Genomic DNA, 25,209 nt, shown 5'->3' with positions numbered 1-25,209 from the left:
TCATAAAACGTCGAAAGCCGTCGTGAAGCGTCAATAATTGTCGAAAAACGTTTATCAAAAAAGAAAAAAATTTGACGATTTCTTGCATTTACAAGTGAATTAAATTATAATAAAAAAATAGCACAGATAAGGAAATGATGTAATGGAAGAACAAAGGAAAAACAGTTACGATCCGAACGAAGATATCGTGGACCGTATGTGGAAGAGGTCAAAAAACAGCATCAATCTGGTCATCGTTGTATGCAATATTCTGGTATTCCTTGCAGTCACACTGACCGGAGGGACAGAGAGCTCCAGACATATGATGGACTGCGGTGCGGCGTATGCGCCGCTGATTGAGAGCGGAGAATACTATCGCCTGTTTACGAGTATGTTTCTTCACTTTGGCATCCAGCATCTGATCAACAACATGCTGCTTCTTTTGTTCCTTGGGGATTACCTGGAACGCGCAGCTGGAAAGATCCGTTATCTGGTCATCTATATGGGCGGCGGACTCGTCGGAAATCTGTGCTCGTATCTGCATGAACTGTTCCTGATGAAAACAGGGGAAGCACCGGCAGTTTCCGCCGGCGCTTCGGGAGCGATTTTTTCTGCAGTCGGAGCGATGCTTGTTCTTCTGGCATTTCGGAAAGGAAGGCTGGAGGATCTCACCTTCCGGCGGATGGCCGTCATGGCTGTCCTTTCGCTGCTGGTCGGATTCCAGTCTTCAAATGTGGACAACTTCGCACACATCGGCGGTTTTTTGGCAGGTGCAGTCCTGATGGCGGTTCTCTATCCGGGAATGGCAAGGATCAGGAAAAGGGGAAAACGACCGTAAAGGTGCTTCCTTCCCCGGGCACGGAAGAAACGGAAATCGTGCCGTCGTGTGCAGTTACAATTTCCTTGCAGATGGCAAGTCCAAGGCCGGTTCCGTTTTTCTTATGTGTGACAAAAAGGTCAAAGAGAGTCGGCAGATCCTCGGCGGGGATTCCGCAGCCAGTGTCCTGCACACGGATGGTCAGAAAGTCACCGTCGAAACAGAGAGAGATTTTGATCGTTCCGCCGGAAGGCATTGCTTCCGCCGCATTTCGGATCAGGTTCAGAAAAAGCTGACGAAATTGCGTGGTATCAAGGGCAAAGCGCGGAATGGCAGATTCCTTGACAAGTTCAATGGAAACCTGTTGTTTTTCGAGGAGAACGCCGGTATCGGCACAGAGATTCTGGAGCAGAAGATAAGGATTCACGTAAGCGCGTACCGCCCGATATGAATGATTATAGCAGGAGAGCTCATCGAGCAGGGAGTTCAGAAAAGCCATATTTTCCTGGATTTTCTGAAAATAGAGATCGTTGGAAAGCTCCGGATGCGCTAAAAGAAGAAGCTGATGAAAGCTGTGGATAACCGCAACAGGATTTCGAACCTCATGTGAAATCCGGGAAATCATAGCGTGACATTCTTCCGATAAGCCCTGTGAATTGGTTGTTGGTTCTTTTGACATAGCCGTATCCTCCTTATGATGCGTAGGTAATGATTTTTGATTAGGCAAAAGTTTAGCATTGAAAAGGGGGAGCGCGCAACAAAAAGCGTTCTGCATTATTTGACATTTTTCGACAAATAGTGAGAAAATAGAGTTGTTCGGAACCGTGCAGAACGGGATTCTGAACAACAGAAAAATTAAAAAAAGTAAAGGAGAAAAAGATCATGGATTGTATTTTTTGTAAATTAGCAAACGGAGAAATTCCAACCGCGACACTGTATGAGGACGATGAGTTCCGTGTCATTCTGGATCAGGGACCGGCAACGAAAGGACATGCGCTGATTCTTCCAAAACAGCATTTTGCAAACATTTATGAAATTCCGGATGAAACCGCAGCGAAAGCAATGATTCTCGGCAAAAAAATGGCAACAGCCATGACGAAAGCGCTTCATTCCGATGGCTTCAATCTGGTACAGAACAATGGTGAGGCAGCAGGACAGACGGTATTCCACTTCCATATGCATCTGATTCCAAGATATGAAGGTGACAATGCCGGTATTGCTGCATGGAAGCAGGGAACTCTCGAGGATGCGGTAAAAGAGCAGATCATTGAGAGCGTGACGGCAGAGCTGAAGGCCTGAGAAAAGGCTGGCAGCAGCCAGAAAAAGAATCAATGACAGACGAACAGGGGCGGAGAACAATGGACAAAAATAACTTTTCAGAAATATATAAAAAGTATGTAATGACAGCCTATTCAGCCGCAATGCAGGTGGTGCACAATGAAGCCGATGCGGATGATATCGCACAGGAAACGATGGTGAAACTGTACCTGAATATTGATGCGCTGGATGAAGACAGAGTAGAAGGCTGGGTCCGTGTCGCTGCAAAGAATCTGGGAATTGATTATCAAAGAAAAACACAACGTTTTGACTGGAACGAACTGGATGAGGATCTTCGGGCGGAAGAGATGGAACTTCCGACGCTTGCAGAGGAAGAAAAGCAGGAGAGAAATCATTTTTTTCAGGAAGTGATGGATGCACTGAAAGATCATGATGAATCGGGTTATTATATTACGCGTGAAATCAAGGTGCATGAGCGTTCGGAAAAGGAAGTAGCATCCGAAATGGGTATCACCATCGGAAATCTGCGGGTGAAAATGACCCGGACGAAAAAATGGCTTTGCCAGCACTTTGCTGACAAAGCCAGAGAAAGGGGATTTCTGTAGTTACTATTTGCGTTCGCATTCCTGGATCAGGGAAAGGATGCGGCCGATGGAATCGGTGTGGCTGCTCTTCTTCATCGCATTGATGTAGGTCTGACGGTTTTCGTAAACCTCACGGATTGCGGACTGAAGAGTCTGCGCATTCACGGATTCTTCTTCCAGAACTTTACTGTAACCCTGACGCTCAAAGGAACGCGCATTTAAAATCTGGTCTCCGCGGCTGGCATTGGCAGAAAGCGGAATCAGAATGTTTGGTTTTGCCAGAGCACTGATTTCGCAGATCGCATTTGCGCCGGCGCGGGAGATGATCAGATCTGCTGCGGCGAAGAGATCCGGGAGCTCATCTTTGATGTACTCGAACTGAACGTAACCTTCGGTACCATTTAAGGATGCATCCAGTTTATCTTTACCGCAGAGATGAATCACCTGGAAATCTTTCAGAAGTTCTGGTAAAATAGAACGGACCGCATGATTGACAGCGACGGAACCGAGGCTTCCTCCGATGACGAGAATAACCGGTTTTGCGGCATTGAATCCGCAGAACTTCAGGCCTTCCCGTGCATCGCCGGACAGCAGTTCCTGGCGGATTGGCGTTCCGGTCAGAACGGCTTTGTTTTCCGGGAGACATTTAACGGTTTCCGGGAAATTACAGCAGACCTTTGCAGCGGACGGAATACACAGCTTATTTGCCAGGCCAGGCGTCATATCCGATTCATGGATGAGCGCCGGGACTTTACATGCTTTGGCGGCAAGGACAACCGGTACCGAAACGAAGCCGCCTTTGGAGAAGACAACGTTTGGTTTCAGCTTTTTGAGCAGTTTTTTTGCTTCAAAGTAGCCTTTTACGACGCGGAATGGATCGGAAAAGTTTTTCGGATCGAAGTAGCGGCGCAGCTTTCCGGATGAAATTCCGTAATACGGAATGCCGAGATCTTCGATCAGCTTGCGCTCCATACCGTCGTAGGAACCGATATAAGAGATTTTATAACCTGCTTCCTTTAATTTTGGAATCAGGGCAATATTCGGGGTAACATGGCCGGCGGTACCTCCGCCTGTCAGAACAATATGCTTCATGAGAATTCCTCCCTGGAATTTGATAATATCATTTGGCTTTTATTATCCCCTCAAGAAGAAAAAAAGTCAAGAGCGGTTACAACATGGAAAATGCCGAGGAACGGAAGAAGATGAAAAAGATAGAAAAAGAAGAACAGCTGAAAAAGAAACTGGAGCAGACGATGGAAGAAAAAATGGCTGCGGATTCGAAAACGGTGGAAGGGGAATCGGCAGTTGTAAAGGCAGAGGAAGGAAACACAGCAACAGAACAGGAGCCGGAGGCTGCGCCTGCACTTTCAGAGGAAGAACTGAACGCAATGTACGAGCGCTTCCAGCAGCGACTCCAGAAGGAAGGACTCGCGGACGCGGAAGGCAACCCGACAGAAAAAACACTGGAGATCCGCCGCCAGATCGTGGAGAGAAAGGCAGAACGCGAAAAGCAGGCGGAGAGACAGAAGAAGATTGCGAAGAGAGCGAAAACAACAAAACACTGGGTACGGACGGCAAAGGCAGCTGGTGTTGTGTTGGTTGTGGGGGCGTGCGTTTTTGGAGCGAGTATGACGAGCGAGGCGAATCGGATTCGGTTGGTGGAGACGATTAGTGGGGTTCGGAATTCGGGTGATGTGACTTGGACAGATAATGGTGAAAATCGAGATGATTCAGAATCTAATTTTGAACAAGCGAAGACAGAGATTGTAGAAAAAATTCATATTGCAGTACCAGAATTCTATTATATTCCGGAAGGTATGGAGTACAAGGATTTTTTTATAGTACCGGAAGCACAAATGGCAGTAATTAAATACAAATATAATGAAAATTTTGTATATTTTCATTTGTTGGGGAATGAAAAAGATTTGTCGCAAGGAAATTGGAAGGATAGGGAAAAAGTTCAAATAGAAACTTTAGATGATGTGTTAGATGTTGAGATGGGAACAATGTCTGAAAATGAGGAAGAAAATTATTATGCGGTTTGGAAATATAAAGATGCGTATTATGAATTAAGTGGACAGATAGAAAAGAAAGAGCTAGTAAAAATTTTAAATGAAATGCAGTATAATTTGTAATCATTTTTAAATGTGTACGTATATATAATGTAGATGAGGACGAGGGGAAAGAGGAAGTATGAAAAAGGTTATGAATTTAAAACACTTACTCTTTTGCATGATGCTCGTCTTAGCGATGTCATTGAATGTAGTAAATGTAGAAGCAGATGCTTTGGATTATCTTGGTGATACAATTGATGGATCTGTATTGACAAACGATTTAGAATCAAGCGGTGATTATCAGAGTGTAGCAAGAAGTACATATCTGCATCAGGGATTTGTTAGGATTACGAATAACGGAAATGGTTATGTTGGAATTGCTGCTGGAACGGAATGTAATGTTACATGCAACACTGTGAAATTGAATGTTTACTTAGAGCGTTCAAAGGGTGATGGTAATTTTTATAGCTATGAAAAGTGGGGAAAAGTGGACTATAACACTGAGAGTTTGTATATGGGAACACAAGTAAAGGTAGAAAAAGGTTATTATTATCGTTTACGTGGTTATCATTCATGCACTAAAAATGGTGTTACTGAAAATGGCGGAAGTTCAACTAATGGTATCTATATTGGATAATTAAAATTCTATAAAATCAATAGCTTCGAACAAAGGCACAAGTGAGTAGTGTAAACAAACGGAAACAATTTTTAGCCCAGTAGTTCACCACCTCCCTCCCCCTTAAAAAACCGGGGCCAGTCCCCTATAGAAACCTTATAACAATGAATATATTAAGACGAAAACGCAGATCTTTCAGGATTTTCAACGCGTCGAAATTCCTTTTTCCAACCACAATACAGATCTGAGTCATCATGTGTTACTATGTTCAGCGTGTGAGTGATCATACGGAACATCGGCTGGCCCCGATAAGTGAGGCATCGGTATTACTGCAGGAATACCGGTGCCTCTTTTCTATGCACTTCCGGCGGCCGATGCCCATAATTGAACAAAAATATCAAGATTGTTGTGCAATCTGCCTTAAAATTCCGTTGGAATCTGCCAGGTATTATGCTATAATAATCAAAAAAGAGAGAATAAGCATAAAATACAAAAGAAATTTCAGATTATTTTCGCGGACAACGCGTCAAAGACCATGCTGGCATGAGAACTTGATGACTGCTGGCCGCGATAACGGGCCAAACGCATAACGCGTGTTTTGACCCGTAGTGACAACATTTTGTCCCCGAACAAAACGGGAGAACAGGAGGCATCTTATGCGTCTTACATTTCTTGGAGCAACACATGAAGTGACGGGCAGTTGTTATTATCTGGAGGCTGCCGGAAAGAAGTTTTTAGTGGACTGCGGTATGGAACAGGGACCGAATATTTACGAAAACAAACCAATTCCGGTCCCGGCATCCCAGCTTGATTTTGTATTGATCACGCACGCGCACATCGATCACACCGGAAATCTGCCGCTGTTGTATGCGCACGGCTTCCGCGGCCCAATCTATATGACTCCGGCGACGGTAGCGCTTTCGGACATCATGCTCCGGGACAGCGCACACATTCAGCTTGCCGAGGCCGAGTGGCGGAACCGCAAGAACCGCCGGGCGGGAAAAGAAGATTACGTCACACCATACACAATGGAGGACGCCCTCGGCGTGATCCGCTTGCTGGAGGGCATTCCGTATCATCAGCGTGTGACACTATCGGACGGCATTCAGATCCGTTTCCTCGATGCCGGTCATCTGCTCGGTTCCGCATCCATTGAGCTGTGGCTGACAGAGGACGGTGTGACGAAAAAACTGCTCTTCTCCGGCGATATCGGAAATATCCATCAGCCGCTGATCAACGACCCGGAGTACCCGGAGAGCGCTGATTACGTGATTATGGAATCCACCTACGGTGACCGGAGCCACGGTCCGAAACCGGATTATGTACCGGAGCTGGCAAAAATCATTCAGGAAACGCTCGACCGCGGCGGCAACCTCGTGATCCCGTCGTTTGCTGTTGGAAGAACGCAGGAGATGCTGTACTTTATTCGTGAAATTAAGGCAGAACATCTGGTTCACGGCCACGGCGAATTCCCGGTTTACGTGGACAGTCCGCTTGCCGTTGAGGCAACCAATATTTTCCGCGATCATCAGAAAGAGTGCTACGATTCCGATGCGGCTGCGCTCCTTGCGCAGGGCATTAATCCGATTCTGTTTCCGGGCTTAAAGCTCTCGATTACATCCGATGAGTCGAAAGCCATCAACTTCAACGAAACCCCGAAGGTCATCATATCCGCAAGCGGCATGTGCGATGCAGGCCGAATCAAGCATCATCTGAAGCACAACCTCTGGCGGCAGGAGAGCACGGTTCTCTTCGTCGGCTATCAGGCCGTCGGTACACTGGGACGGGCGCTGATCGGAGGCGCGAAGGAGGTGAAACTGTTCCAGGAAGAGGTTCATGTGAACGCGCACATCATCCAGTTTCCGGGCATGAGCGGCCACGCAGATCAGGAAGGACTGCTCAAATGGGCGGGCAGTCTGCAGGCAAAACCGGACCGCGTTTTCGTAACGCACGGCGAAGATAAAGTGACGGAAATTTTTGCAGAAAAACTGTGGGACGAATTCCGCTACCCGGCGATGGCTCCGTTCTCCGGCACGGTATTTGACCTGAAAGAAAATGAATTCATCGAAAAAACCGTTGGCATTCCGATCCAGAAGGAAACAACGGCAAACGCAGGAACACTGCGCACGAGAAGCAGCGGAAATGCCGTCTTCGATCGTCTCGTTGCGGCTGGTCAGCGGCTGCTCACCGTCATTACAAGAAACAAAGGCGGTGCTAACAAAGACCTTTCGAAATTTGCCGATCAGATCAACAGTCTCTGCGACAAATGGGACAGATAAAGCAGTCCGGTGGCTGGAAGAAAGACTGTGCTATTAATATAGAAGAAAAACCGGAAGAAAGCAGGCGGCAGGGAAGCTGTGCTGCATCAGAAAAGAAAAAACAGAAGTGGATAAATTACAAACTCCCCGGGGTGAGCATTCCCCGGGGAGTTATTATAATAAAAAAGAGCAAGCGTAAAAAAAGTTATTTCTGGATAGCCTGTTCCAGCGCTTTTGCAAGCTGGTCTGGACATGATGTTCCGCGTCCGTTGCAGTCGATGCCTTTCATGCGGGAGATGGCTTCGTTTACGTCCATGCCCTCAACGAGTCTTGCAACACCCTGTGTGTTTCCGTTGCATCCGCCTACGAACTGTACGTTGTGTACTTTACCGTCTTCTACCTCAAACAGAATTTTTCTGGAACAGGTACCTTTTGTTGTATATTCCATCGATAGGATCCTCCTTTGTGAATAAAAAATTAGAACATTATCGTGAACTTTAGCCACGATAATTCTTCGGTTCCTGCTATTATACCATAGATTACGAAAACAGCAAAGAAAAAAGATACCACAGATCCCAAATTTATTGTATACTGTAACAGGAATTACAAAGAAACCAGAAGGAAAAGAAAATGGACTCCCGGAGTTTTCCGTTCTTACTTTAGCGGCTGACCGCTGACAAAAATGATTTCATAAAAGCAAGAACAGAAAGAATCGGAGAGTACATGTAAAGTTATTGGAGGATATCATAAACATGAAGTTAATTGGAATTATCGGTGCAATGGAAGTTGAAGTTGCAAGCTTAAAGGAAATGATGACGGATGTTACAATCCGCACGAAAGCATCCATGGAGTTCAATCACGGTTACCTGAACGGAAAAGAAGTGGTTGTTGTGCGCAGCGGAATCGGCAAAGTAAATGCCGGTATCTGCACCCAGATTCTTGTAGATGATTACGGCGTGGACTGTGTCATCAACACCGGAATTGCAGGCTCCCTGCGGAATGAAATCAACATCGGCGATATCGTCATCTCGACCGATGCTGTTCAGCATGACATGGATGTGCGCATCTTCGGATACCCGCTCGGCGAGATTCCGCAGATGGGTGTTTTAAGCTTCCCGGCAGACGAGCACCTCGCAGAGGTGGCAGAGGAAGTCTGCAAGGAAGTCAATCCGGAAATCCAGGTATTCCGCGGACGCGTGGTCAGCGGTGATCAGTTTATTTCCAGCAAAGAAGTGAAAAACCGTCTGATCGAGGAATTCAACGGTTCCTGCGCCGAGATGGAGGGCGCTGCGATTGCGCAGGGCGCTTATCTGAACAAGATTCCATACGTCGTACTCCGCGCCATCTCCGACAAAGCAGACGACAGCGCAACAATGGACTACCCGACCTTTGAGAGCGAGGCAGCCCGCCACTGTGTCAACCTGCTGCAGGAAATGGCAAAACGCCTGTAATCTAAAAAAAGCAAGAAGAAAAAATCGACAAACGGGCAGGCGAAAACCAGCGAAACCACGCGAACCGGCACGAAAGCAGTCCCCTGAAGGAACGAAAAATAAAAATTCACGCGAAAAAGCACAGAATCACAAAGAATTTGACGAACGTTTTTTGTTTCCAAATTTTTCCGGCGGTGCTATACTGTGGCACATCGGAGGAGGAGACGTCCTTCTGTCCGATATGCCAGCGGAAGAATCCTGTGCGCGCAAATTCTGCCGCGGCATCCGCCGATGCACCGCAACGGAAGCACCGGCATATGATCATGACAGGCAAATTCAAAAATCATCAGGGGGAATAAGAATGCTGGAGTTTTGTGTGAAACAAAATGTGTTCTTATACGCAATGATAGCAGCAGGAATCGCCGGTGTGTGGTGCCTGTTCTGGAATAACCGTTTCTACACCCGGGCCATCCGCGATCTCGGAAGGCTGAAGGAACCAAAGTCGAAATGGACCAGGTCGGTGCTGGAAACGTGTCAGAGAAAAGCGCATCCCTTTTCGAATGCCGGGGCGTTTATGCGCAGCCAGATTGCACAGGGCAGGTCAGCGGGAATGGCAGTCCCGACGCTTCTGCGCGGAAGCCAGAATATGATCCTCACGGTTCTGGCGCTGTCGATTCTTTCGCTGTGGGCGATCTACCGATACCGTTATGGAGAGGCGGAGCTGATGCGCTACCTCGGAACGGGCATCGCGCTCGCCGGAGGCCTTGTCTTTTTCCGGCTCTGTCTGGATTTCGGCGGAAAAGAGGAAATTCTGCTGAACGGCTGGACAGACTATCTGGAAAATGAGTTTGCAGCGACGAAACAGAGTGCGGTGCTGGAAACCGTACAGCAGACCGAATGGCAGCCGGTGCAGGCGGAAACCATGGCACAGGCAGGAACCGGAGCGGCGAAAGCAAAACCGCAGACTGCGGGAAGCGAGTCCGCCAAAGAGCGGAATGAACTGTTCGCAGACCCGGAAAAAGAAGCGAGGATTTCGAAAGTCAGGGAGGGCATCCGCCAGACCGCCGCGGCCGAGAGCAGGTTTGCCGGAATGCTGACGCCCGAGGAAGAGAAGCTGATGAGGGAAATTATCAGCGAATACGTGTAAATACCAGGGGATCAGGCCGGGGAGCATGGCATATCGACATGACCATATTTCCGAATCGGCAGTCCGCAGGTATCTAAGATAAAAATATTTCAGGCAGTGCTGTCTTTCAAAACAGACAGGCGGCACTGCTTTCCCGGATAAAGCAGAATCATCATCTGCAAAAGGAGGAACCAACATGAGACTTGTAATTCTTGAGGCAGAGTCACTGGGAAAGGACATGGATCTGTCCGGCTTTTCCCGTTTTGGAGAAGTGACAGTATATGAAAAAACAACGGAGGAGGAATGCCCGGAGCGTGTGCGGGAGGCGGATATCGTCATCTGCAACAAGGTGCGCATGTGCAGCCGCACCCTGTCCGGCGCGGAGAACCTGAAACTGATCTGCGTCACCGCGACCGGCATCAACAACATCGATCTCGATTATGTGAAGCGCCACAACATCGCCGTGACGAACGTCGCCGGCTATTCCACCGTCAGCGTGGCCCAGCACACCTTTGCGATGTACTTCTATCTGGCAGAAAAACTCCGTTATTACGATGATTACGTAAAAAACGGCAGCTACGCCGCCAGCAGTCTTTTCACCTGCATGGACAGACCGTTCACCGAGCTGGAGGGCAAGACGTGGGGCATCATCGGCCTTGGCGCGATCGGCAGAAAAGTGGCTTCGATTGCACAGGCATTCGGCTGCCGTGTGATCTATTACTCCACCTCCGGTGCACACGATGATCCGGACTACGAGCGGGTCGATCTCTATCGTCTGCTGAAGGATTCTGATGTGGTTTCCATCCACGCCCCGTTAAATGAGGCGACCGAGAACCTGATGAATATCGAAACGTTTGCCAACATGAAGCGGAACGCAATTCTGATCAACGTCGGCCGCGGCTCGATCGTGAATGAGCGTGACCTCTGCTGTGCCCTGCGCGAGGGCCTGATCGCCGGAGCAGCGCTCGATGTACTTTCCAGCGAGCCGATCCGCAGTGACAGTCCGTTGCTGAAAATGGCGGACGACGACCGCCTGTACATCACGCCGCACATCGCCTGGGCATCGAAGGAAGCCCGCACGCGCCTGATCGGACTGGTGCAGAAAAATATTGCTTCGTACCTGGAAGGCGGCATGGAAAACCGCGTGGTATAAAAGGGGTACAAAGCCAGGGACAAAATACATAAAAAGAGCCGGACATCCGACGGAACCGCAGAGGGGACTGTAAGAACAGCCGCTCCCAAGTTCCGCCGGATGCCCGGCTTTTGCATTTGCTTTATTCGCTGCAAAAACGAGAGAACATTATTCCTCTGTAATCTGAATTTCCAGATAATCAAACTCCAGCGATTCAATAAAATTATCCTGTGTGAACCGCGTTTTCGATCTCCGTTTAAACTCCGAAATATTCGTATCGAGCCAGATCGGCTTCGCCAGATTCCAGGCATCACAGATTTCATCGAGCGCACGGAAGACCTTGTGCGTTCTGGTATCCTCATCGTCGATGCAGACGGTAAGATCCTGAAGAATATGATTGTTTTCCACTAATTTTCCCCACATCTGAAACATATTAAAAATCCTCCTGAAAAGTACAAAGTGAACAGTGCATTTGGAACGACCGTGTTAATCGCTGGTAACGGTATGCAGTTCTTTAAAATCCTTCGGCGAGATCCCGTACTCTTTTTTAAACGCGCGGTAAAAACTCGAATAGTCGTGAAATCCGAACAGCAGATACACCTTTGTGACCGGTACATCGCCGAGCAGCGCTTCACGGCACCTTGCCAGCCGCTTTTTGGAAATGTACTGGTGGATCGACATACCGATTTCATCCTTGAAAACGTGTGCAATGTGATATTTGCTCACAAAAAGTTCCGCCGCCAGCCGTTCGAGCGACAGATCCTCGGACAGGTGCTCATCAATATAGAAACAGAGCTGTTCATACAGCGAGAGCTGTGCTTTCCGGGTGAGCGGGTGATGCTGCTCATACACCGTTCGGTTGATCTGCATCAGCAGGTCGCTGACGTAGAGAAAAATCTGCGTCTCTTTTCCAAAATGATCGGACCGCATTTCTTCGATCAGGCGGATGGTGCGGTACTGGATCGTGTTGAACTCGACGGAATCGAGCGGGAACAGATATTTCTGATTTTCGGCAGCGTATTCCATCAGGTAAACGTAGTCGGCGGAACGGGCGCGGAGCTGTTCTGCAAAAGCGGCGCTGACCCAGAACACAAAGCGGCGGTACGGCACAGACAGGTCGTGCATCACCAGATGATGCGGCACGCCGGGCGGAATCAGAAGAAGATCGCCGGGCGTCGGTGTGTAGAGCACTCCGTCGATTTCCAGTGAGATCGCCCCTTCGAGAAAGAGATAGAACTCATAATGCGTATGCGTATGTTCTTTTACGCCGGGCACATCGTCGGTGCTGTAATAGTATAACTCAAACGTATCCGAAATCATGTACTGCCGGGTGGCAAATTTCGTCTGCAGTTTTTCTTTCATAATAAAAGCATCCTTGCAAAAAAATGATATTTTTGAACCATAACAACAATTCCCAGCATATCACAAAACAGCAAGTTTTACAATGTATTCGGCAATCCGCACAATAGAAAAAAACAATTTGTCCGGTTATGATACAAGGGAATAAAATAAAAACAGAATGCAGAATAAATTTCAGATAAAGATCAAAACGGAGGAACAGCTATCATGAATCAGATTCTCGAACAGCTTGGAACATACGGCATTGTGCCGGTTGTCGTTTTACAGGATGCAGCAAAAGCAGAGCCGCTTGCCGAAGCTCTCTGCAAGGGCGGACTTGCCTGCGCCGAAGTGACCTTCCGCACCGATGCGGCAGAAGAATCCATCCGCATTATGAGCGAAAAATTCCCGGAAATGCTGGTGGGAGCCGGAACTGTGCTCACAACTGAGCAGGCGGACCGCGCCGTGAAAGCCGGAGCAAAATTTATCGTCAGCCCGGGCCTCAATCCGGAGGTAGTAAAATGGTGCCAGGCACACGAAGTACCAGTGATCCCGGGCATCGTGACCCCGACGGAGATGGAGCAGGCGATCGGTCTTGGGCTCACCATGGTGAAATTCTTCCCGGCAGAACCGGCAGGCGGACTGAAATACATCCGTGCCATCGCAGCACCGTACACCATGATGAAATTCATGCCGACCGGCGGCATCAACCCGCAGAATGTAAGAGAATACCTGGCATACGACCGCATCGCAGCATGCGGCGGAAGCTGGATGGTAAAAAATACGATGATTGAAAACAACGAATTCGACCGCATCGAAGGGCTGGTGAAAGAGGCGGTTGAGATCGTAAAGGAAAGCCGGACGTGACGACATCCTTCCCGCAGCCGCTGGGCACCGACCGTTGACCTCGAGCGTGATCCGAGATGGGGAAGAAACGAGGAGGGCTACGGCGAGGACCCTGTGCTGACCGGAAAAATGGCCGGCGCTTACATCGAGGGAATGCAGGGCGACGATCCAAAATATCTGCGCTGTGCATCAACCCTGAAACACTTCTATGGAAACAACACCGAGGTCGGCCGCGGCTGGAAGAACTCTTCGATTGACCCGCGGAATAAATACGAGCTGTATCTCGAGCCGTTCCGCAGATGTATTGAGGAGAGCGGCGCAGAGGGCATCATGACGGCGTACAACAGAATCAACGGCACCGTCGGCGGAATGGTCCGGGAAAACATGGAAAACTCGGAATCCGTCATCATGAAACAGGCGGACCAGAAGATGTATGAAAATAAAAAAAGTTCACGGTGAATCGCCGCAATGGATTGTCCCCGCGGGTCTTTTCGTGGTACAATGAAACATAACCGATAAAAAGAAAAACGAGGGCAGAACATGAACGAATTATATGAAATGATTGAAAAGAAAATCAAAGAATCCGGCTATCCGCGGCCGATTTCGGGAAGCGATGTTTACGATGACATCTGCGACCAGATCGAGGGAAAAGAGAACGGTTCCTATGTGGTATTATCGAAATTTGATGATGATGTGATTTTCGAGTACCACATCACGGTGATGGATGATGAATTCAACCTCGGCGTGCTGACGATGCGCACCCCGGAGGGCGTGTTTGAGGCTGATTTTGACCAGTAAAAGAGAAAAGAAAGAGGTTGTTACTTATGCCGAATGTTGAAAAAATCACAAAACAGACGGAAAATCCGTTCGTAAATCTTTACCTGGTGGAAGGAACAAACAAAGTAAACCATCACTTCCGCTATTATGTGGCTTCCCGCGCAAAATCCATCGAGCAGATGAAGATCAAAACAAGAAAAAATACGCCGGACGGCGTGCTGATGTACAGTTTGTACGGGGAAAAGCGCGACAAAATTGTTCTGGTGCGCCAGTACCGCGTTTCTATTGACGACTACATCTATGAATTCCCGGCAGGGCTGGTAGAACCGGGCGAGGAGTTCCACGAGGCCGCCGTGCGCGAGATGCATGAGGAGACTGGTCTTACGTTTCACCCGTTGAAAGTAGATCCCTGCTACGAGAAACCGTTCTTCACCACAATCGGCCTGACCGATGAAGCATGCTCTGCCGTTTACGGCTGGTGCGAGGGCGAGATCAGCCGCAAATACCTCGAAGAGAGCGAAGTGATCGAAGTTGTCCTTGCTGACCGCGAGGAGGCAAAGAGAATCTTAAAGGAAGAAAATGTAGCGATTATGTGTTCTTATCATCTGATGCATTTTATTCATGATGAGGAGCCGTTTGCATTCCTGAAATAAGTGGGGGGAGCCAGAAAAACACAACCCCTGGAAGTTCTTAGCACGAACTGCCAGGGGTTGTGTTTTTCTGACTCCCATTTACGTTGTGGGGGACGGGAGGGTGAGGACTCAGGTGTAGTATTGGGCCTGGGTTTCGTAAAGATTGGCGTAGATGCCGTGGTTTGCGAGGAGGGTGTCGTGGGTTCCGTCTTCGGCGATGCGGCCGTGGTCGAGGACGATGATGCGGTCGCAGAATTTGCAGCTGCTCATGCGGTGGGAGATGTAGACAGCGGTTTTGCCGGCGGTCATCTGGCTGAACTGTTCGTAGATTTCAGCCTCAGCGATCGGGTCGAGGGCTGCGGTCGGCTCGTCGAGGATGACGAACGGGGCATCCTTGTAGAGGGCGCGGGCGATGGCGGTGCGCTGGGCCTCGCCGCCGGAAAGGTCGACACCGGAGCCGTTGTTGTTGTAAAGGCGGGTGCGGACGCCCTGCGGGAGTTGCTGTACACGGTCGGTGAGACCGACTTTTGCAAGAGAGGATTGCAAAGCAGCTTCATCAATCTCGGTTCCGGCGGCGATGTTTTCGTCGAGCGGGAGGGAAAACAGGTGGAAATCCTGGAAAACGACGGAGAATGCCTGCGTGTACTCTTTGTAGCTATATTTGCGGATGTCAATGCCATTCAGGGTGATGTAACCTGAAGTTGGCTCATACAGGCGGCAGAGCAGCTTGATGAGTGTTGTCTTTCCGGCTCCGTTACGGCCAACGAGGGCGGTTTTGTCGCCGACGGCAAAGGACAGTGTCACATGCTCGAGCACCGGAAGATCCGTGCCGGGATAGGAGAATGAGACATCGTGGAACGCAAATTCGTACTGGCCGTCGTCGCGTTTCTCAATCGGCAGTGTACCGTCGTAGGCCATAGACGGCTGCGCGATGAAATCCTCATAGGTCGAGAGATAGGAATTGATATAGTCGAACTCCGATCCGGTTGCGAGAAATGTCTGAAGATCACTCATGGCGCGTGTCACGGAACCGGCATACAGAAGAACATCCCCGATGGGGAGAACGCCGTACAGAGCCCTGGCGCCGATCACAAGGTACGCAGCGAAATTGGAAAGGAGCGAAAGCAGCGCGTTTTTTCCGTCTGTGATGGCGGAGAAGCGGGCGAAGTCGAGGTACATCGGCAGGAAATGTTCCATGGCCTTTCCAAACTGTGTGTCGAGAAAGTGATCAAAATGACCGATGCGGATATCGTCCGCGCGCCGTTCTTCCAGCGTCGCATTGGCGAGATAATTGGCAACCGAGTTGGAATGGTCGTTGCCCTGGTTCAGCTCTATCTTTTTCTGTGTACTCTTGCGGTTGATGCGGGAGGAAAGTGCAAGCTGCACACCACAGAGCAGGAGCAGTGCAAGCATCGAAAACGGCGAGGTGAAAAAGTTCTTCCTGCTGCTGTCGGACAGAAGAAACAGACGGAGCAGGAAAAACAGGGCATAGAGAACCGAGAGCAGGGAAGTGATCAGCGTATGAATGACAATGAGCTGGTCACCCACATTTCCCGATCCCATGGAGGAGACGTTAGTGCGCCGGATGGCATCCATCGTCTCTGTTTTTTCGAATTTCTCAAACTCCAGCTCCAGCGCCTTTGCGGTGATTTTCTGTTCCGTGCGTGCAAGACAGAGTTCTTTTTGGCCGTCGAGATACTGACGGCAGATTTTTTCAAACAATCCCAGCCCATACTGCGTAAGCAGAAAGACGACAACCGTATACAGACAGGCGCGGTACGACTTTGCAAGCAGTAAATTCAAAATTCGCGCCGAGAAAAACAAGGAGAGATACGGCAGCGTTGCAGCTGCAAAAGCGCTTCCGAGAAGCCAGAACAGCACGCGGTGATTGCCCTGGCTCACCATAGTTAAAAAGCGGCAGATGGCATGAAACCGTTCTTTCATTTTCATCAGATATCTTCCTCCGTTTCCTGATAATACTGGCTCTGCACCTCAAACATATGCGCATACGATCCGCCAAGGGCAATCAGCTCATCGTGGGTTCCGCATTCTTTGATCTTTCCGTTTTCGAGAAACAGGATCGTATCGCAGAAGCGTGTCGATGCAAGACGGTGTGAGATGAAAAGCGCAGTCTTATTTTTCAGCAGTGTGCTGTAGGTTTCGTACATTTTATTTTCCGAGATTGCATCGAGCGCAGCCGTCGGCTCATCGAGCAGGAGCAGATGGCAATTTTTATAGAGTGCCCGCGCCATCATCAGTTTTTGCATTTCACCGCCGGAAAGCGTAATGCCGTCGTCCGCCATATCCTTGCCAAGATAGGTTTCTTCTTTCTGCGGCAGACTTGCAATTTTTTCCCAGAGTCCGGCGCGGATGAGTGCTTCTCGGCAACGGTTACGATCGGTCTCTTCCAGTGGGGAGCAGCTCACATTTTCTGCAATCGAAAACGAGAGTGCAAACGGGTCCTGAAAGACCGCCGCGATTGCTTTGTAATACTGTGCCGGATTCAGACTGCCAAGGGGAATGCCGTTGATGGTGATATTCCCTTCCGTTGGCTGATATAGCCCGCAGATCAGCTTGACAATAGTGGATTTTCCGGCGCCGTTGATGCCGACAAGTGCCGTATGCTCGCCCGCATGGAGTGTAAAACTGACATCATCGAGGATCCTTTTATCGCCGCCCGGATGGGAAAACGAGACGTGGGAAAAGCAGATTTCCAGCGGTTTTTCTTCCGCAAGTTCCGGCCGGAACGGCAGCGTGTGGCCTGCAGGGAACGGGAGATCGAAGAATTCCCGCAGCCAGCGGATCTGCTCGAGACAGAGCACGGATTTGGAGAGCGCGGCGGTGATCTCGTTAAAATATGAAGAAAAACCGGAGACGGCACCGAGCGCAAGCACAAAGCCGGATACGGTCATCGTGCCGTGGGATAGACGGTAAATCAGAAAGCCATAGCAGATTCCGTCGCGCAGAAGCTGTAGTGTAAGTGTCAGCAGATCATTTGCAAAGTAGGCGCTGCGGATGCGGAACAGAATTTTCTGATACCGCTTGTTGAGCTGGCGATAAACACCATCGAGCCATCCGTTCAGCTGATACAGACGGATATCCTTTCCGGCGGATGTGTTGTACGACTGTTTCTGGAAATAGCGCTGCGATACTTCAATTTCAGACAGATCGTCTCTGCGGCGGACTTCGTAAGAAGACGCGCGGCGGTAGCTGAGAAACTGCAGAACCGAGAGCACAAGCAGCAGAAGAATGATAGCCGGATGGACGGTTCCGATCAGTCCTGCGTAGAGAATCAGCCCAAGAAACGAAGAATAAATTGTGACATCGTATCGGAACATGCCTTCCACGCCGACCCAGTTGCTGCAGGTGGCTCCGACGGCTTTTTCGGCGAGCTGCAGCGTTTTTGGTTCTGTCAGAACCGCATAATCTATCTGCATGAAATGACAGAGAAGGCGGCGCGTAAAAAAGCCGGTCCGGAATTCGGTATACTGCCAGGCGTTCCGCGATTGCAGAAAGGTGTGGCTGACAAAAACAACGGCATAGCAAAGAAAGAGAACGAGCGTTCCAAGTGCAAATCCGGAAAAGCCGCTGCTCTGTTCCAGAAACAGGAGAATCCCGGCAGGAAGCAGAATCCCGAAAAAGCCGGTGAGCACCTGTGAGACGATTTCGAGTGCCTGAAAGAGAAACGGCTTTTTGCTGTAATGCCACAGCTCCCGATGAATATAAATGTAGTTAGACCATAATGAATACATAAAGACCTCCTCTGTCACATGTCTTTCGTGAACTGTAGTTATCCTACCATATTCATGCAAAACACGGGGGAAAAGTACGTAAATGGAACAAAAAAGAACGCGAACAGCAAAAAAAGTGTTCACGTTCTGCAAAATTTCTCTGTAGAATCATCGGACAAAATCAAAAAATCCTGGAAAGAGCTTTTTACAGCGGCAGCATAATCTCCGTCACGAAAACGCCGGGCTCGTTCTGCCGGTTGATATATCCTTCGTACTTTTCCACAACAAGATTGATCCGTTTCAGCCCATGCCCGTGATTTCCGCGCTTCGTGGTGATATACTCGCTGTCCAGCTTCCGCACAGTATCCTTTGTTGCATTCGTAACGGAAATATACAGCTGGTTTTTCAGCACACCAATATAAAGCCGGATATAGGGATCCGCAAGTCCCTCGCATGCTTCCACCGCATTGTCAATCAGATTTCCGATCAGCGCGCAGAGATCAATATCACTCACCGTAAGATTGGCCGGGCAGGCTGCCTTGTAATCCACGCGGATGCCGTTCTTTTCGGCGAGTGAAATTTTGGAATTTAAAATCGCATCGAGATTCACATTCCCCGAGTCGCAGAGCTGGTTGACCTGATCGAGATCATTTTCGAGCAGCCCGAGATATTCCTGCAGCTTATCATACTGTCCCATCTCAACATATGCCTTCATTGACTGCAGATGATTGTGGTAATCATGGCGCCAGCCGCGCATTGTCAGATAGATATTCTGCACTTCCTCGACCTGGCGGGCGAGAAGCTGGTTCTGGTATTCGATATTTTTGCGTTCCAGATAATGGGATAAAAATGGAATGTGCGCCATGAAACATCACCTCGGTTCGTTCGGAATTGGAAATTAAAAAATGCAAAACCTTTAAAACGCATTCGGCCGGTAAAACTGCAGGAACGCATGGTTGAGTGATGCATAGCATCCGCGGCTGACCGGAATTTTTGTTCCGTCCGACAAGAGACATTCCGTCCGCGTGATCCGCTCCACATGAGCGAGATTCACAAGATAACTCCGGTGTGCGGCCGCAAAACATTCCCCCGTCTCACCAGAAGCCTGCCATGCGGCAGAAAGTTCTTCGCGGAACTCCGACAGATTTTTCTTAAAAGTTTCCATTCCGGCGGCTGTATGCAGCGTCAGATAATGATTATCGGATTCCACAAAAAGCAGGTCGGAGAGAAACAGCTTCTGCGTCTCCCCGCCAAGTGAAAGCAGCAGATGCGGCTTTTCCTGTCCGCGCATCGCCTGCAGCTCCTCGAGCAGCGGAAACAGTGTATCCTCTGTCACCGGCTTTAAGAGATACCGGAACGCCTGCACCTCATATCCTTCGAAAACATATTCTTTATGATTCGTCAGAAAGAGAATCGGCACCTCACTGTCCGTTTCACGGATTTTCCGCGCCAGCGCCATGCCGTCCATTCCGCCGAGATCAATATCGAGAAAGATGAGATCGAACGGATACGAGTCAGGGTACTGGAACAGAAAAGCAGCGGAGTCTGAAAAGGCTTCCACGGTAAGAGGAAGCCTTTTTCGCTCCGCAAAGGTGTGGAGCAGCAGTTCCATCCGGGAACGCTGCGCCGGTTCATCTTCGCAGTAAGCAATTCTCATGTCATTCACCTAAACATTTTTTGAAGAAGTTATCGTAAACGGTAATCATTTCCTCGGTCCAGAACGCTGCTCCGCCGTGGTCTGCGCCGCGAAGAAGATACAGCTGTACATCTTTTCCGGCATCCTTTAATGCGTGGTAGAGATCGACACTCTGCTGGCAGAACACCATCGTGTCCTTCGTGCCGTGTGCGATCAGCATCGGCGGGAAATTCTCGTTCACGTATGTTTTGGAGCAGGCTGCCTTAGCCTCCTCAAGATGCTCGGTGATGTCATAGCCCATCAGCATGCCCTCCGGGCTGTCCGGTTTCTGATGGTTCAGCGTTATCGGATAGCCGTACGGCAGTGTCACATCAACAGCTCCGTACAGATCGATAATACCGCATACCTCGCAGCTTTCCTCATTGATCGGCTCGTCAAGTTTTCCGCTCTTTGCGGTCATGCCGGCAACGGAAGAAACCTGTCCGCCGGAAGAATCTCCCATCAGGAACATCTGCGATGGATTCAGCTTGTATTCCTCCGCATGCGCACGCAGAAAACGTACCGCATTTTTCGCATCGATGATCTGTGCCGGGAAATGCGCGATGCCGCTGTGACGGTATTCCACGATGGCAACAACGTAGCCGCGCTGTGCGAGGCGGGCGATCATGCCGACTTTCTGATAGACATACTGTTTCATCCAGGCAGATCCCTGAATAAATGTGATGCACGGCCAGGTGCGCTCCGGGTGCGCCATCTGGAATGGTGTGAAAATTTCCAGATGAAGATTGTGCGCCTCGTCGTAGACAACTTTATGCGCATAGCGGATCTCCATTTCCTCTCCGGTCACTGAAATTTCCACGGCGCCGTCTACCGCGTCTGTGTAGTCCGGCATTGTCTCATACGTGTAGTTTGATGGTTCAATGATCATGTGTAAAAACCTCCTTTTTCAAAAACCCATTTTTCGGTCCGAAACAGCAATCCACAGGATTTACGATTTCTTCGACTCCTCATATGATTTTAACTCAGAAAGTGCCTCGCCTGCAAGTGGATACAGTGCAATAATGTTGAAAATTGTCATCAGTCCGATGCCGACATCACCAAGATCCCACACAAAAGTGTATGCGGCAATACCGCCGATAAACAGCATCACAAGTGCAAGAACCTTGTAAGCGGTCTGGAAACACCACTTGTCACCGAACAGGTAGGCAACGTTGCTTCTTGCATAGAACAAAATGCCGAGGAACGTGGAAAAGCTGAACAAAAACAGCGTAAGTGCGATAAAAATCACACCGAATTTTCCCAGATGATACTGCATGGCGGTCTGTAAGAGATCCATGCCGGAAAGGCCATCAATCAGATCCTTTGGTGCGAGCAGCATGATCATTGCGGTGCAGCTGCAGATGACGATCGTGTCAACGAAAACGCCGAGCGCCTGTACAAGGCCTGCTTTGGCCGGGCGGTCACATTCTGCGGCGGCAGCGGCGCATGGAGCGGAGCCGGAACCGGCCTCATTCGAAAACAGACCACGCTTTACACCGTTCATCAGAACAGCACCAAAACCGCCGGCTGCCATCTGACGAAGTCCGAAGGCTTCCTCAAAAATGCGTGCAAACACAGAAGGAATCTGACGGAGGTTGACTGCGATGATAAACAGTGTGATAAAGAAATAGCAGACTGCCATGACAGGAACTATAAAATCCAGCACCTTTACGGTTGCATTTTTCCGCAGTACGATGATTGCAGAAAGAATCACCAGCATGATACTGGTGTAAAGCGGCGGAATGGAAAATGCATTTTTAAAAGAAGAAGCCACGGAGTTGCTGATTACCTGACTGATACCGCACCAGCAGATCAGACCGGCAATGGCAAACAGAACAGCCGGCAGAACGTATCGTTTTTTCTTCTTGAGGTGGTCTTCAACCAGATCGTGAATGTAGTAGGCAGGACCGCCGCGGTAGCCGCCGTACAGAGGATCTTCTTCTTTGTGAAGCTGTGCGAGCGTAGCTTCGATAAACGCGGTAGACGAGCCGATGATAGCCGTCACCCACATCCAGAACACAGCACCTGCGCCTCCGGCGGAGACTGCAGCGACAACGCCGACCAGATTTCCCATACCGACACGCGTTGCGGTGGAAACGATCAGTGTCTGAAAAGAAGAAAGGCTGCTTTTTTCATTTTTCTTTTCCGACAGGGCACGGATCATGTCCGGGAACAGACGGATAGGAAGAAAACGTGTCCGGATCGTAAAATAGATGCCGGTTGGGATCAGCAGAAGAATCAGAAGGGAGATTCCGAGACTGCCGCCGCCCGGGAGCGGAATCGTAAAAAGATCGCCCCAGAGAAAGTTGTAGACTGTGGTGATGAGATTGACAATCATGTTTTCAAAAACCCTCATTTCAAAATATTTGCGGCACTGTGAAACGTCAAAGCATAAAAGCACCGTTACCTGCTATTATATCGGTTTCTGTTTGGAATGTAAAGAAGGGAAGAGAAAAGATAAGAGGCAAATATCAGCTTTTTCCGAAACCAGAAAAAGTTGATATCTGCCTCTTAAAAATTTTTCAGTCGTATCAAAAGATCAGCCTGCGAGATGCAGCATCTCGATCAGGAACAGCCAGCTCAGGCCATAGAATGTAACGACAGCGACAAGGTCGTTGACCGTCGTGATGAGCGGACCGGAAGCAACCGCCGGATCGATGTGGATCTTTTTGAAGAACAGCGGAATGCAGGTGCCGACGGCACTGGAAATCAGCATTGCCAGCAGCAGTGCGATGCCGATGCAGGCGGAAACGGAAAATGCGAACATCATGGTCTTTCCCTTGAATAAGAAGATGAAAAGTCCGATGACAGCAAAGGACAGAACACCAAGCAGAAGACCATTGCAGAAACCGATGCGCATTTCCTTGAAAACAAGCTGTAATTTCTGTTTTCCGGTCAGGGACTCATCCATCAGGACACGGATGGTAACAGCCAGGGACTGGGTACCAACGTTTCCGGCCATGTCGAGGATCAGGGACTGGAAGGTCATGATGATCGGAAGGGTTGTGACAACCTGTTCGAAAATACCGACTACAGAAGAAACCAGCATGCCAAGACCGAGCAGGATGATCAGCCATGGAAGACGTTTTTTCATACTGTCTTTTAACGGCTCTTTTAAATCCTCCTCTGCGGTCAGACCTGCGAACATCGCGTAGTCCTCACCCATCTCATCATCAACCAGGTCGATGATGTTTGATGATGTGATGACACCGAGCAGGCGGTTGTCATTGTCGAGGACCGGAATAGAATCCTCGGAATAATCCTTCAGTTCTTCGATACACTCGTTGATCGGCTCCTCTGCATATACGTACGGGTAAGAAGTTACGGTCAGATCCTCGAGCGTCTCGTCGCGTCTTGCGATGATCAGGTTTTTCAGATCGATCGCTCCGTAAAATTTCTGCTGCGCATTGACAACAAAGATGGTAGAGATGTTGTCGTTCTTTGCGGCCTGATCGATCAGGCTGCTCATCGCCTGTTTGACATTCAGATCCTCGCGGATGATGATGCAGTTTGTCGTCATGCGGCTACCGATTTCATCTTCATCGAAGGAGGCGATCATCTCAATATCGTGGCGTACTTCCGGATCGAGCAGTTCGATCAGAAGTTTTTTCTTTGCTTTGTCGAGTTTCTGCAGAACCTCGGCCAGTGCATCGGTCTCCATTTTGGAGAGGATGGAAGCGGCTTTTTTGACATCCATCTCTTCGAGGTACTCGGCTACGTTGTCGGATTCAGCATACTCAAAAATATCGGACAGCATGTCCGTGTCCAGAATGCGGTACAGTTTGCATCGCTCCGGAACCGTTAAAAGCGGCAGAACATCTGCCAGGTCATTTTCGTGGTAATCTTCCAGGCGGCTGCCCATGACAGCCGGAGAAGAGTTACTGCGGATTGTATCCAGGATCTCCTGGGTATAATCCTGTACTCGTTTTTCCATTTTTTCGTTATCCTCCATTCTTTTTTTTGACAGCAGAAAAAAACATGCGTGCTGTCGGTGCGAAAAAGCATGTTGGAACCCTCACAGGGCAGTAAAAGCACACGAAAAAAGAACCAGAGAATTACGTTTCAAAACTGGTTTGGATCATGTGTCTTACTTCGGGTTTTCATAGGATAAGAAGGGAAAATATTTAAGATTAAAGCAGGACAGAAGGATGGCCGTCATCCTGCATATTTTCCGGTTCCCGTCCTATGCTGGTACTTCGCCCATGAGAATCACAACTATCCATTCTGTTCACCTGCCTTTTTTTAGAAATTTTTTGATCAAACAGCCGTTTTTGCCGGTCTGTTTCGCTTGAAATACGGGATTCAAAAATCATCCCTCAAGTATTCTAACTGCTTTCCAGAAAAAAATCAATTCCTATTTTGGTAAAATTTTCGCAACATTCTTATCTCGTTTCTGTTTCTCCTCGTAAAGCATTGCATCCGCATGCGCGAGCATCTCCGGAAGTGTGGAATCCATGTCTTTCGGAAGCAGATAAAAGCCGGTGGAAACGGTAATATTATATGCTTTTTCGCTCGTTCTATTAAAAATGTCGAATGCGGAGTGCAGCGTCCGGTACAGATCCCTGGACATTGTTTCGTCGGAACACGGAACAAGACATGCGAATTCATCGCCGCCGATGCGTCCGCAGACACCGCGTTTGCCGATGGAATCCTGCAGAAACTGTCCGACAAGGCGGATGGAGAAGTCCCCTTCTTCATGCCCGTACCGGTCGTTGATGATCTTTAAATTATTGAGATCCGCATAGACGGCAAGCAGGATGTGCTAAGAAAATAATTGCAATTGTCTAAAAAATGTTTGAGCTCTGAATTCACAGACAAAACTTTATAGAAACTTAAGATTTTCCTTTGCGGACCTAAAGATTCCTTTGGTACAGTAAGGATGAAAACAAAAGACATCTGGCAACTTGAGGGAATTTGCGGTACAATCATCTTTGAA

At 49.0% G+C, this 25,209-nt stretch carries 25 protein-coding genes and 1 pseudogene; 13 read left to right on the top strand and 13 right to left on the bottom strand.

All coding sequences use genetic code 11. The features are described from left to right. The first annotated feature begins 142 nt into the window (after positions 1-142). A complete protein-coding gene (locus DXB83_RS09870) occupies positions 143-817 on the top strand; it encodes a rhomboid family intramembrane serine protease (RefSeq protein ID WP_243002061.1) in 675 nt (224 codons plus the stop codon). Here DXB83_RS09870 and DXB83_RS09865 read toward each other — a convergent pair. Then, positions 792-1,475 carry a two-component system sensor histidine kinase NtrB gene (locus tag DXB83_RS09865; protein ID WP_055219129.1) on the bottom strand — a complete coding sequence of 228 codons (684 nt, stop codon included), beginning with the start codon at positions 1,473-1,475 and terminating at the stop codon, positions 792-794. The two genes, DXB83_RS09870 and DXB83_RS09865, sit on opposite strands and share 26 nt — an antisense overlap. 203 nt (positions 1,476-1,678) lie before the next feature. Here DXB83_RS09865 and DXB83_RS09860 point away from each other — a divergent pair, with 203 nt between their 5' ends. Together DXB83_RS09860 and DXB83_RS09855 are read left to right on the top strand one after the other, a co-directional pair. Next, positions 1,679-2,095, top strand: coding sequence for an HIT family protein (locus DXB83_RS09860; RefSeq protein WP_172680766.1), 417 nt, complete (start codon positions 1,679-1,681; stop codon positions 2,093-2,095). Positions 2,096-2,154: 59 nt separating this feature from the next. Next, complete coding sequence (locus DXB83_RS09855) at positions 2,155-2,679, top strand: RNA polymerase sigma factor (RefSeq protein ID WP_158568377.1); 525 nt, start codon at positions 2,155-2,157, stop codon at positions 2,677-2,679. 3 nt (positions 2,680-2,682) lie between these two features. On the opposite strand, the gene DXB83_RS09850 is transcribed toward DXB83_RS09855, so the two are convergent. Next, positions 2,683-3,750: an undecaprenyldiphospho-muramoylpentapeptide beta-N-acetylglucosaminyltransferase gene (locus tag DXB83_RS09850; RefSeq protein WP_055219136.1), complete on the bottom strand. Its 1,068-nt coding sequence runs from the start codon at positions 3,748-3,750 to the stop codon at positions 2,683-2,685. Positions 3,751-3,860: 110 nt separating this feature from the next. Between DXB83_RS09850 and DXB83_RS09845 the strand changes: the two genes are divergently transcribed. The 3 genes from DXB83_RS09845 (at position 3,861) to DXB83_RS09835 (ending at position 7,607) form a co-directional block, all read left to right on the top strand. Next, entirely contained in the window at positions 3,861-4,793 is a 933-nt protein-coding gene (locus tag DXB83_RS09845) for a DUF4367 domain-containing protein (protein WP_158581105.1), read from the top strand. Between the two features lie 58 nt (positions 4,794-4,851). Further along, positions 4,852-5,349, top strand: coding sequence for a DUF6147 family protein (locus DXB83_RS09840; RefSeq protein WP_118697528.1), 498 nt, complete (start codon positions 4,852-4,854; stop codon positions 5,347-5,349). Positions 5,350-5,984: 635 nt separating this feature from the next. After that, positions 5,985-7,607: an MBL fold metallo-hydrolase RNA specificity domain-containing protein gene (locus tag DXB83_RS09835; protein ID WP_022461365.1), complete on the top strand. Its 1,623-nt coding sequence runs from the start codon at positions 5,985-5,987 to the stop codon at positions 7,605-7,607. A 184-nt stretch (positions 7,608-7,791) separates the two neighbouring features. Here DXB83_RS09835 and DXB83_RS09830 read toward each other — a convergent pair whose 3' ends face one another. Next, on the bottom strand, positions 7,792-8,034 hold the full coding sequence (locus tag DXB83_RS09830; RefSeq protein ID WP_022461364.1) for a TIGR03905 family TSCPD domain-containing protein: 243 nt from the start codon (positions 8,032-8,034) through the stop codon (positions 7,792-7,794). A 304-nt stretch (positions 8,035-8,338) separates the two neighbouring features. Here DXB83_RS09830 and DXB83_RS09825 point away from each other — a divergent pair, with 304 nt between their 5' ends. The 3 genes from DXB83_RS09825 to DXB83_RS09810 all read left to right on the top strand — a co-directional run bounded on the left by DXB83_RS09825 (position 8,339) and on the right by DXB83_RS09810 (position 11,295). Continuing rightward, the gene (locus DXB83_RS09825; RefSeq protein ID WP_118697527.1) at positions 8,339-9,037 is read left to right on the top strand and encodes a 5'-methylthioadenosine/adenosylhomocysteine nucleosidase; all 699 of its coding nucleotides are present in this window, start codon (positions 8,339-8,341) and stop codon (positions 9,035-9,037) included. 340 nt (positions 9,038-9,377) lie between these two features. Beyond that, entirely contained in the window at positions 9,378-10,163 is a 786-nt protein-coding gene (locus DXB83_RS09815; RefSeq protein ID WP_118697526.1) for a hypothetical protein, read from the top strand. A 175-nt stretch (positions 10,164-10,338) separates the two neighbouring features. Next, the gene (locus tag DXB83_RS09810; protein WP_022461361.1) at positions 10,339-11,295 is read left to right on the top strand and encodes a D-2-hydroxyacid dehydrogenase; all 957 of its coding nucleotides are present in this window, start codon (positions 10,339-10,341) and stop codon (positions 11,293-11,295) included. A gap of 147 nt (positions 11,296-11,442) precedes the next feature. Here the strand turns inward: DXB83_RS09810 and DXB83_RS09805 are convergent, their stop codons facing one another. Then, on the bottom strand, positions 11,443-11,706 hold the full coding sequence (locus tag DXB83_RS09805) for a hypothetical protein (protein ID WP_055219147.1): 264 nt from the start codon (positions 11,704-11,706) through the stop codon (positions 11,443-11,445). Between the two features lie 54 nt (positions 11,707-11,760). Next, the gene (locus tag DXB83_RS09800; RefSeq protein ID WP_055265553.1) at positions 11,761-12,636 is read right to left on the bottom strand and encodes an AraC family transcriptional regulator; all 876 of its coding nucleotides are present in this window, start codon (positions 12,634-12,636) and stop codon (positions 11,761-11,763) included. Positions 12,637-12,840: 204 nt separating this feature from the next. Between DXB83_RS09800 and DXB83_RS09795 the strand changes: the two genes are divergently transcribed. The 4 genes and pseudogenes from DXB83_RS09795 to DXB83_RS09780 all read left to right on the top strand — a co-directional run bounded on the left by DXB83_RS09795 (position 12,841) and on the right by DXB83_RS09780 (position 14,888). After that, a complete protein-coding gene (locus DXB83_RS09795) occupies positions 12,841-13,479 on the top strand; it encodes a bifunctional 4-hydroxy-2-oxoglutarate aldolase/2-dehydro-3-deoxy-phosphogluconate aldolase (protein ID WP_118697525.1) in 639 nt (212 codons plus the stop codon). Positions 13,480-13,509: 30 nt separating this feature from the next. Beyond that, a pseudogene (locus DXB83_RS09790) lies at positions 13,510-13,917 on the top strand (glycoside hydrolase family 3 N-terminal domain-containing protein); the annotation flags it as partial. A gap of 81 nt (positions 13,918-13,998) precedes the next feature. Further along, positions 13,999-14,256 carry a hypothetical protein gene (locus DXB83_RS09785; RefSeq protein WP_022461406.1) on the top strand — a complete coding sequence of 86 codons (258 nt, stop codon included), beginning with the start codon at positions 13,999-14,001 and terminating at the stop codon, positions 14,254-14,256. Between the two features lie 26 nt (positions 14,257-14,282). Then, a complete protein-coding gene (locus DXB83_RS09780) occupies positions 14,283-14,888 on the top strand; it encodes an NUDIX hydrolase (protein WP_055219153.1) in 606 nt (201 codons plus the stop codon). 108 nt (positions 14,889-14,996) lie between these two features. Here DXB83_RS09780 and DXB83_RS09775 read toward each other — a convergent pair whose 3' ends face one another. The 8 genes from DXB83_RS09775 to DXB83_RS09740 all read right to left on the bottom strand — a co-directional run bounded on the left by DXB83_RS09775 (position 14,997) and on the right by DXB83_RS09740 (position 25,029). After that, entirely contained in the window at positions 14,997-16,817 is a 1,821-nt protein-coding gene (locus DXB83_RS09775) for an ABC transporter ATP-binding protein (RefSeq protein WP_118697524.1), read from the bottom strand. Beyond that, positions 16,817-18,619, bottom strand: a complete 1,803-nt coding sequence (locus DXB83_RS09770) for an ABC transporter ATP-binding protein (protein WP_118697523.1) — start codon at positions 18,617-18,619, stop codon at positions 16,817-16,819. The genes DXB83_RS09775 and DXB83_RS09770 overlap by 1 nt, the downstream gene beginning before the upstream one ends. A gap of 184 nt (positions 18,620-18,803) precedes the next feature. Further along, positions 18,804-19,463, bottom strand: a complete 660-nt coding sequence (locus DXB83_RS09765) for a sensor histidine kinase (protein ID WP_055219159.1) — start codon at positions 19,461-19,463, stop codon at positions 18,804-18,806. 51 nt (positions 19,464-19,514) lie between these two features. Further along, positions 19,515-20,255, bottom strand: coding sequence for a LytR/AlgR family response regulator transcription factor (locus DXB83_RS09760; protein ID WP_118697522.1), 741 nt, complete (start codon positions 20,253-20,255; stop codon positions 19,515-19,517). 1 nt (position 20,256) lies between these two features. Then, positions 20,257-21,162 carry an alpha/beta hydrolase gene (locus DXB83_RS09755; protein WP_118697521.1) on the bottom strand — a complete coding sequence of 302 codons (906 nt, stop codon included), beginning with the start codon at positions 21,160-21,162 and terminating at the stop codon, positions 20,257-20,259. Between the two features lie 60 nt (positions 21,163-21,222). Continuing rightward, positions 21,223-22,611, bottom strand: a complete 1,389-nt coding sequence (locus DXB83_RS09750) for an alanine/glycine:cation symporter family protein (RefSeq protein WP_118659534.1) — start codon at positions 22,609-22,611, stop codon at positions 21,223-21,225. A 201-nt stretch (positions 22,612-22,812) separates the two neighbouring features. Further along, positions 22,813-24,207, bottom strand: coding sequence for a magnesium transporter (gene mgtE / locus DXB83_RS09745; protein WP_022461398.1), 1,395 nt, complete (start codon positions 24,205-24,207; stop codon positions 22,813-22,815). A gap of 420 nt (positions 24,208-24,627) precedes the next feature. Then, positions 24,628-25,029: a GGDEF domain-containing protein gene (locus DXB83_RS09740; RefSeq protein WP_179962752.1), complete on the bottom strand. Its 402-nt coding sequence runs from the start codon at positions 25,027-25,029 to the stop codon at positions 24,628-24,630. Positions 25,030-25,209: the final 180 nt, after the last annotated feature.

Source organism: Blautia sp. OM06-15AC (genome assembly GCF_003481425.1).
Lineage (GTDB): Bacteria > Bacillota > Clostridia > Lachnospirales > Lachnospiraceae > Fusicatenibacter > Fusicatenibacter saccharivorans.
Note: the sequence above shows the minus strand (reverse complement) of the source record. Positions and strands in the feature narration are given on the sequence as shown.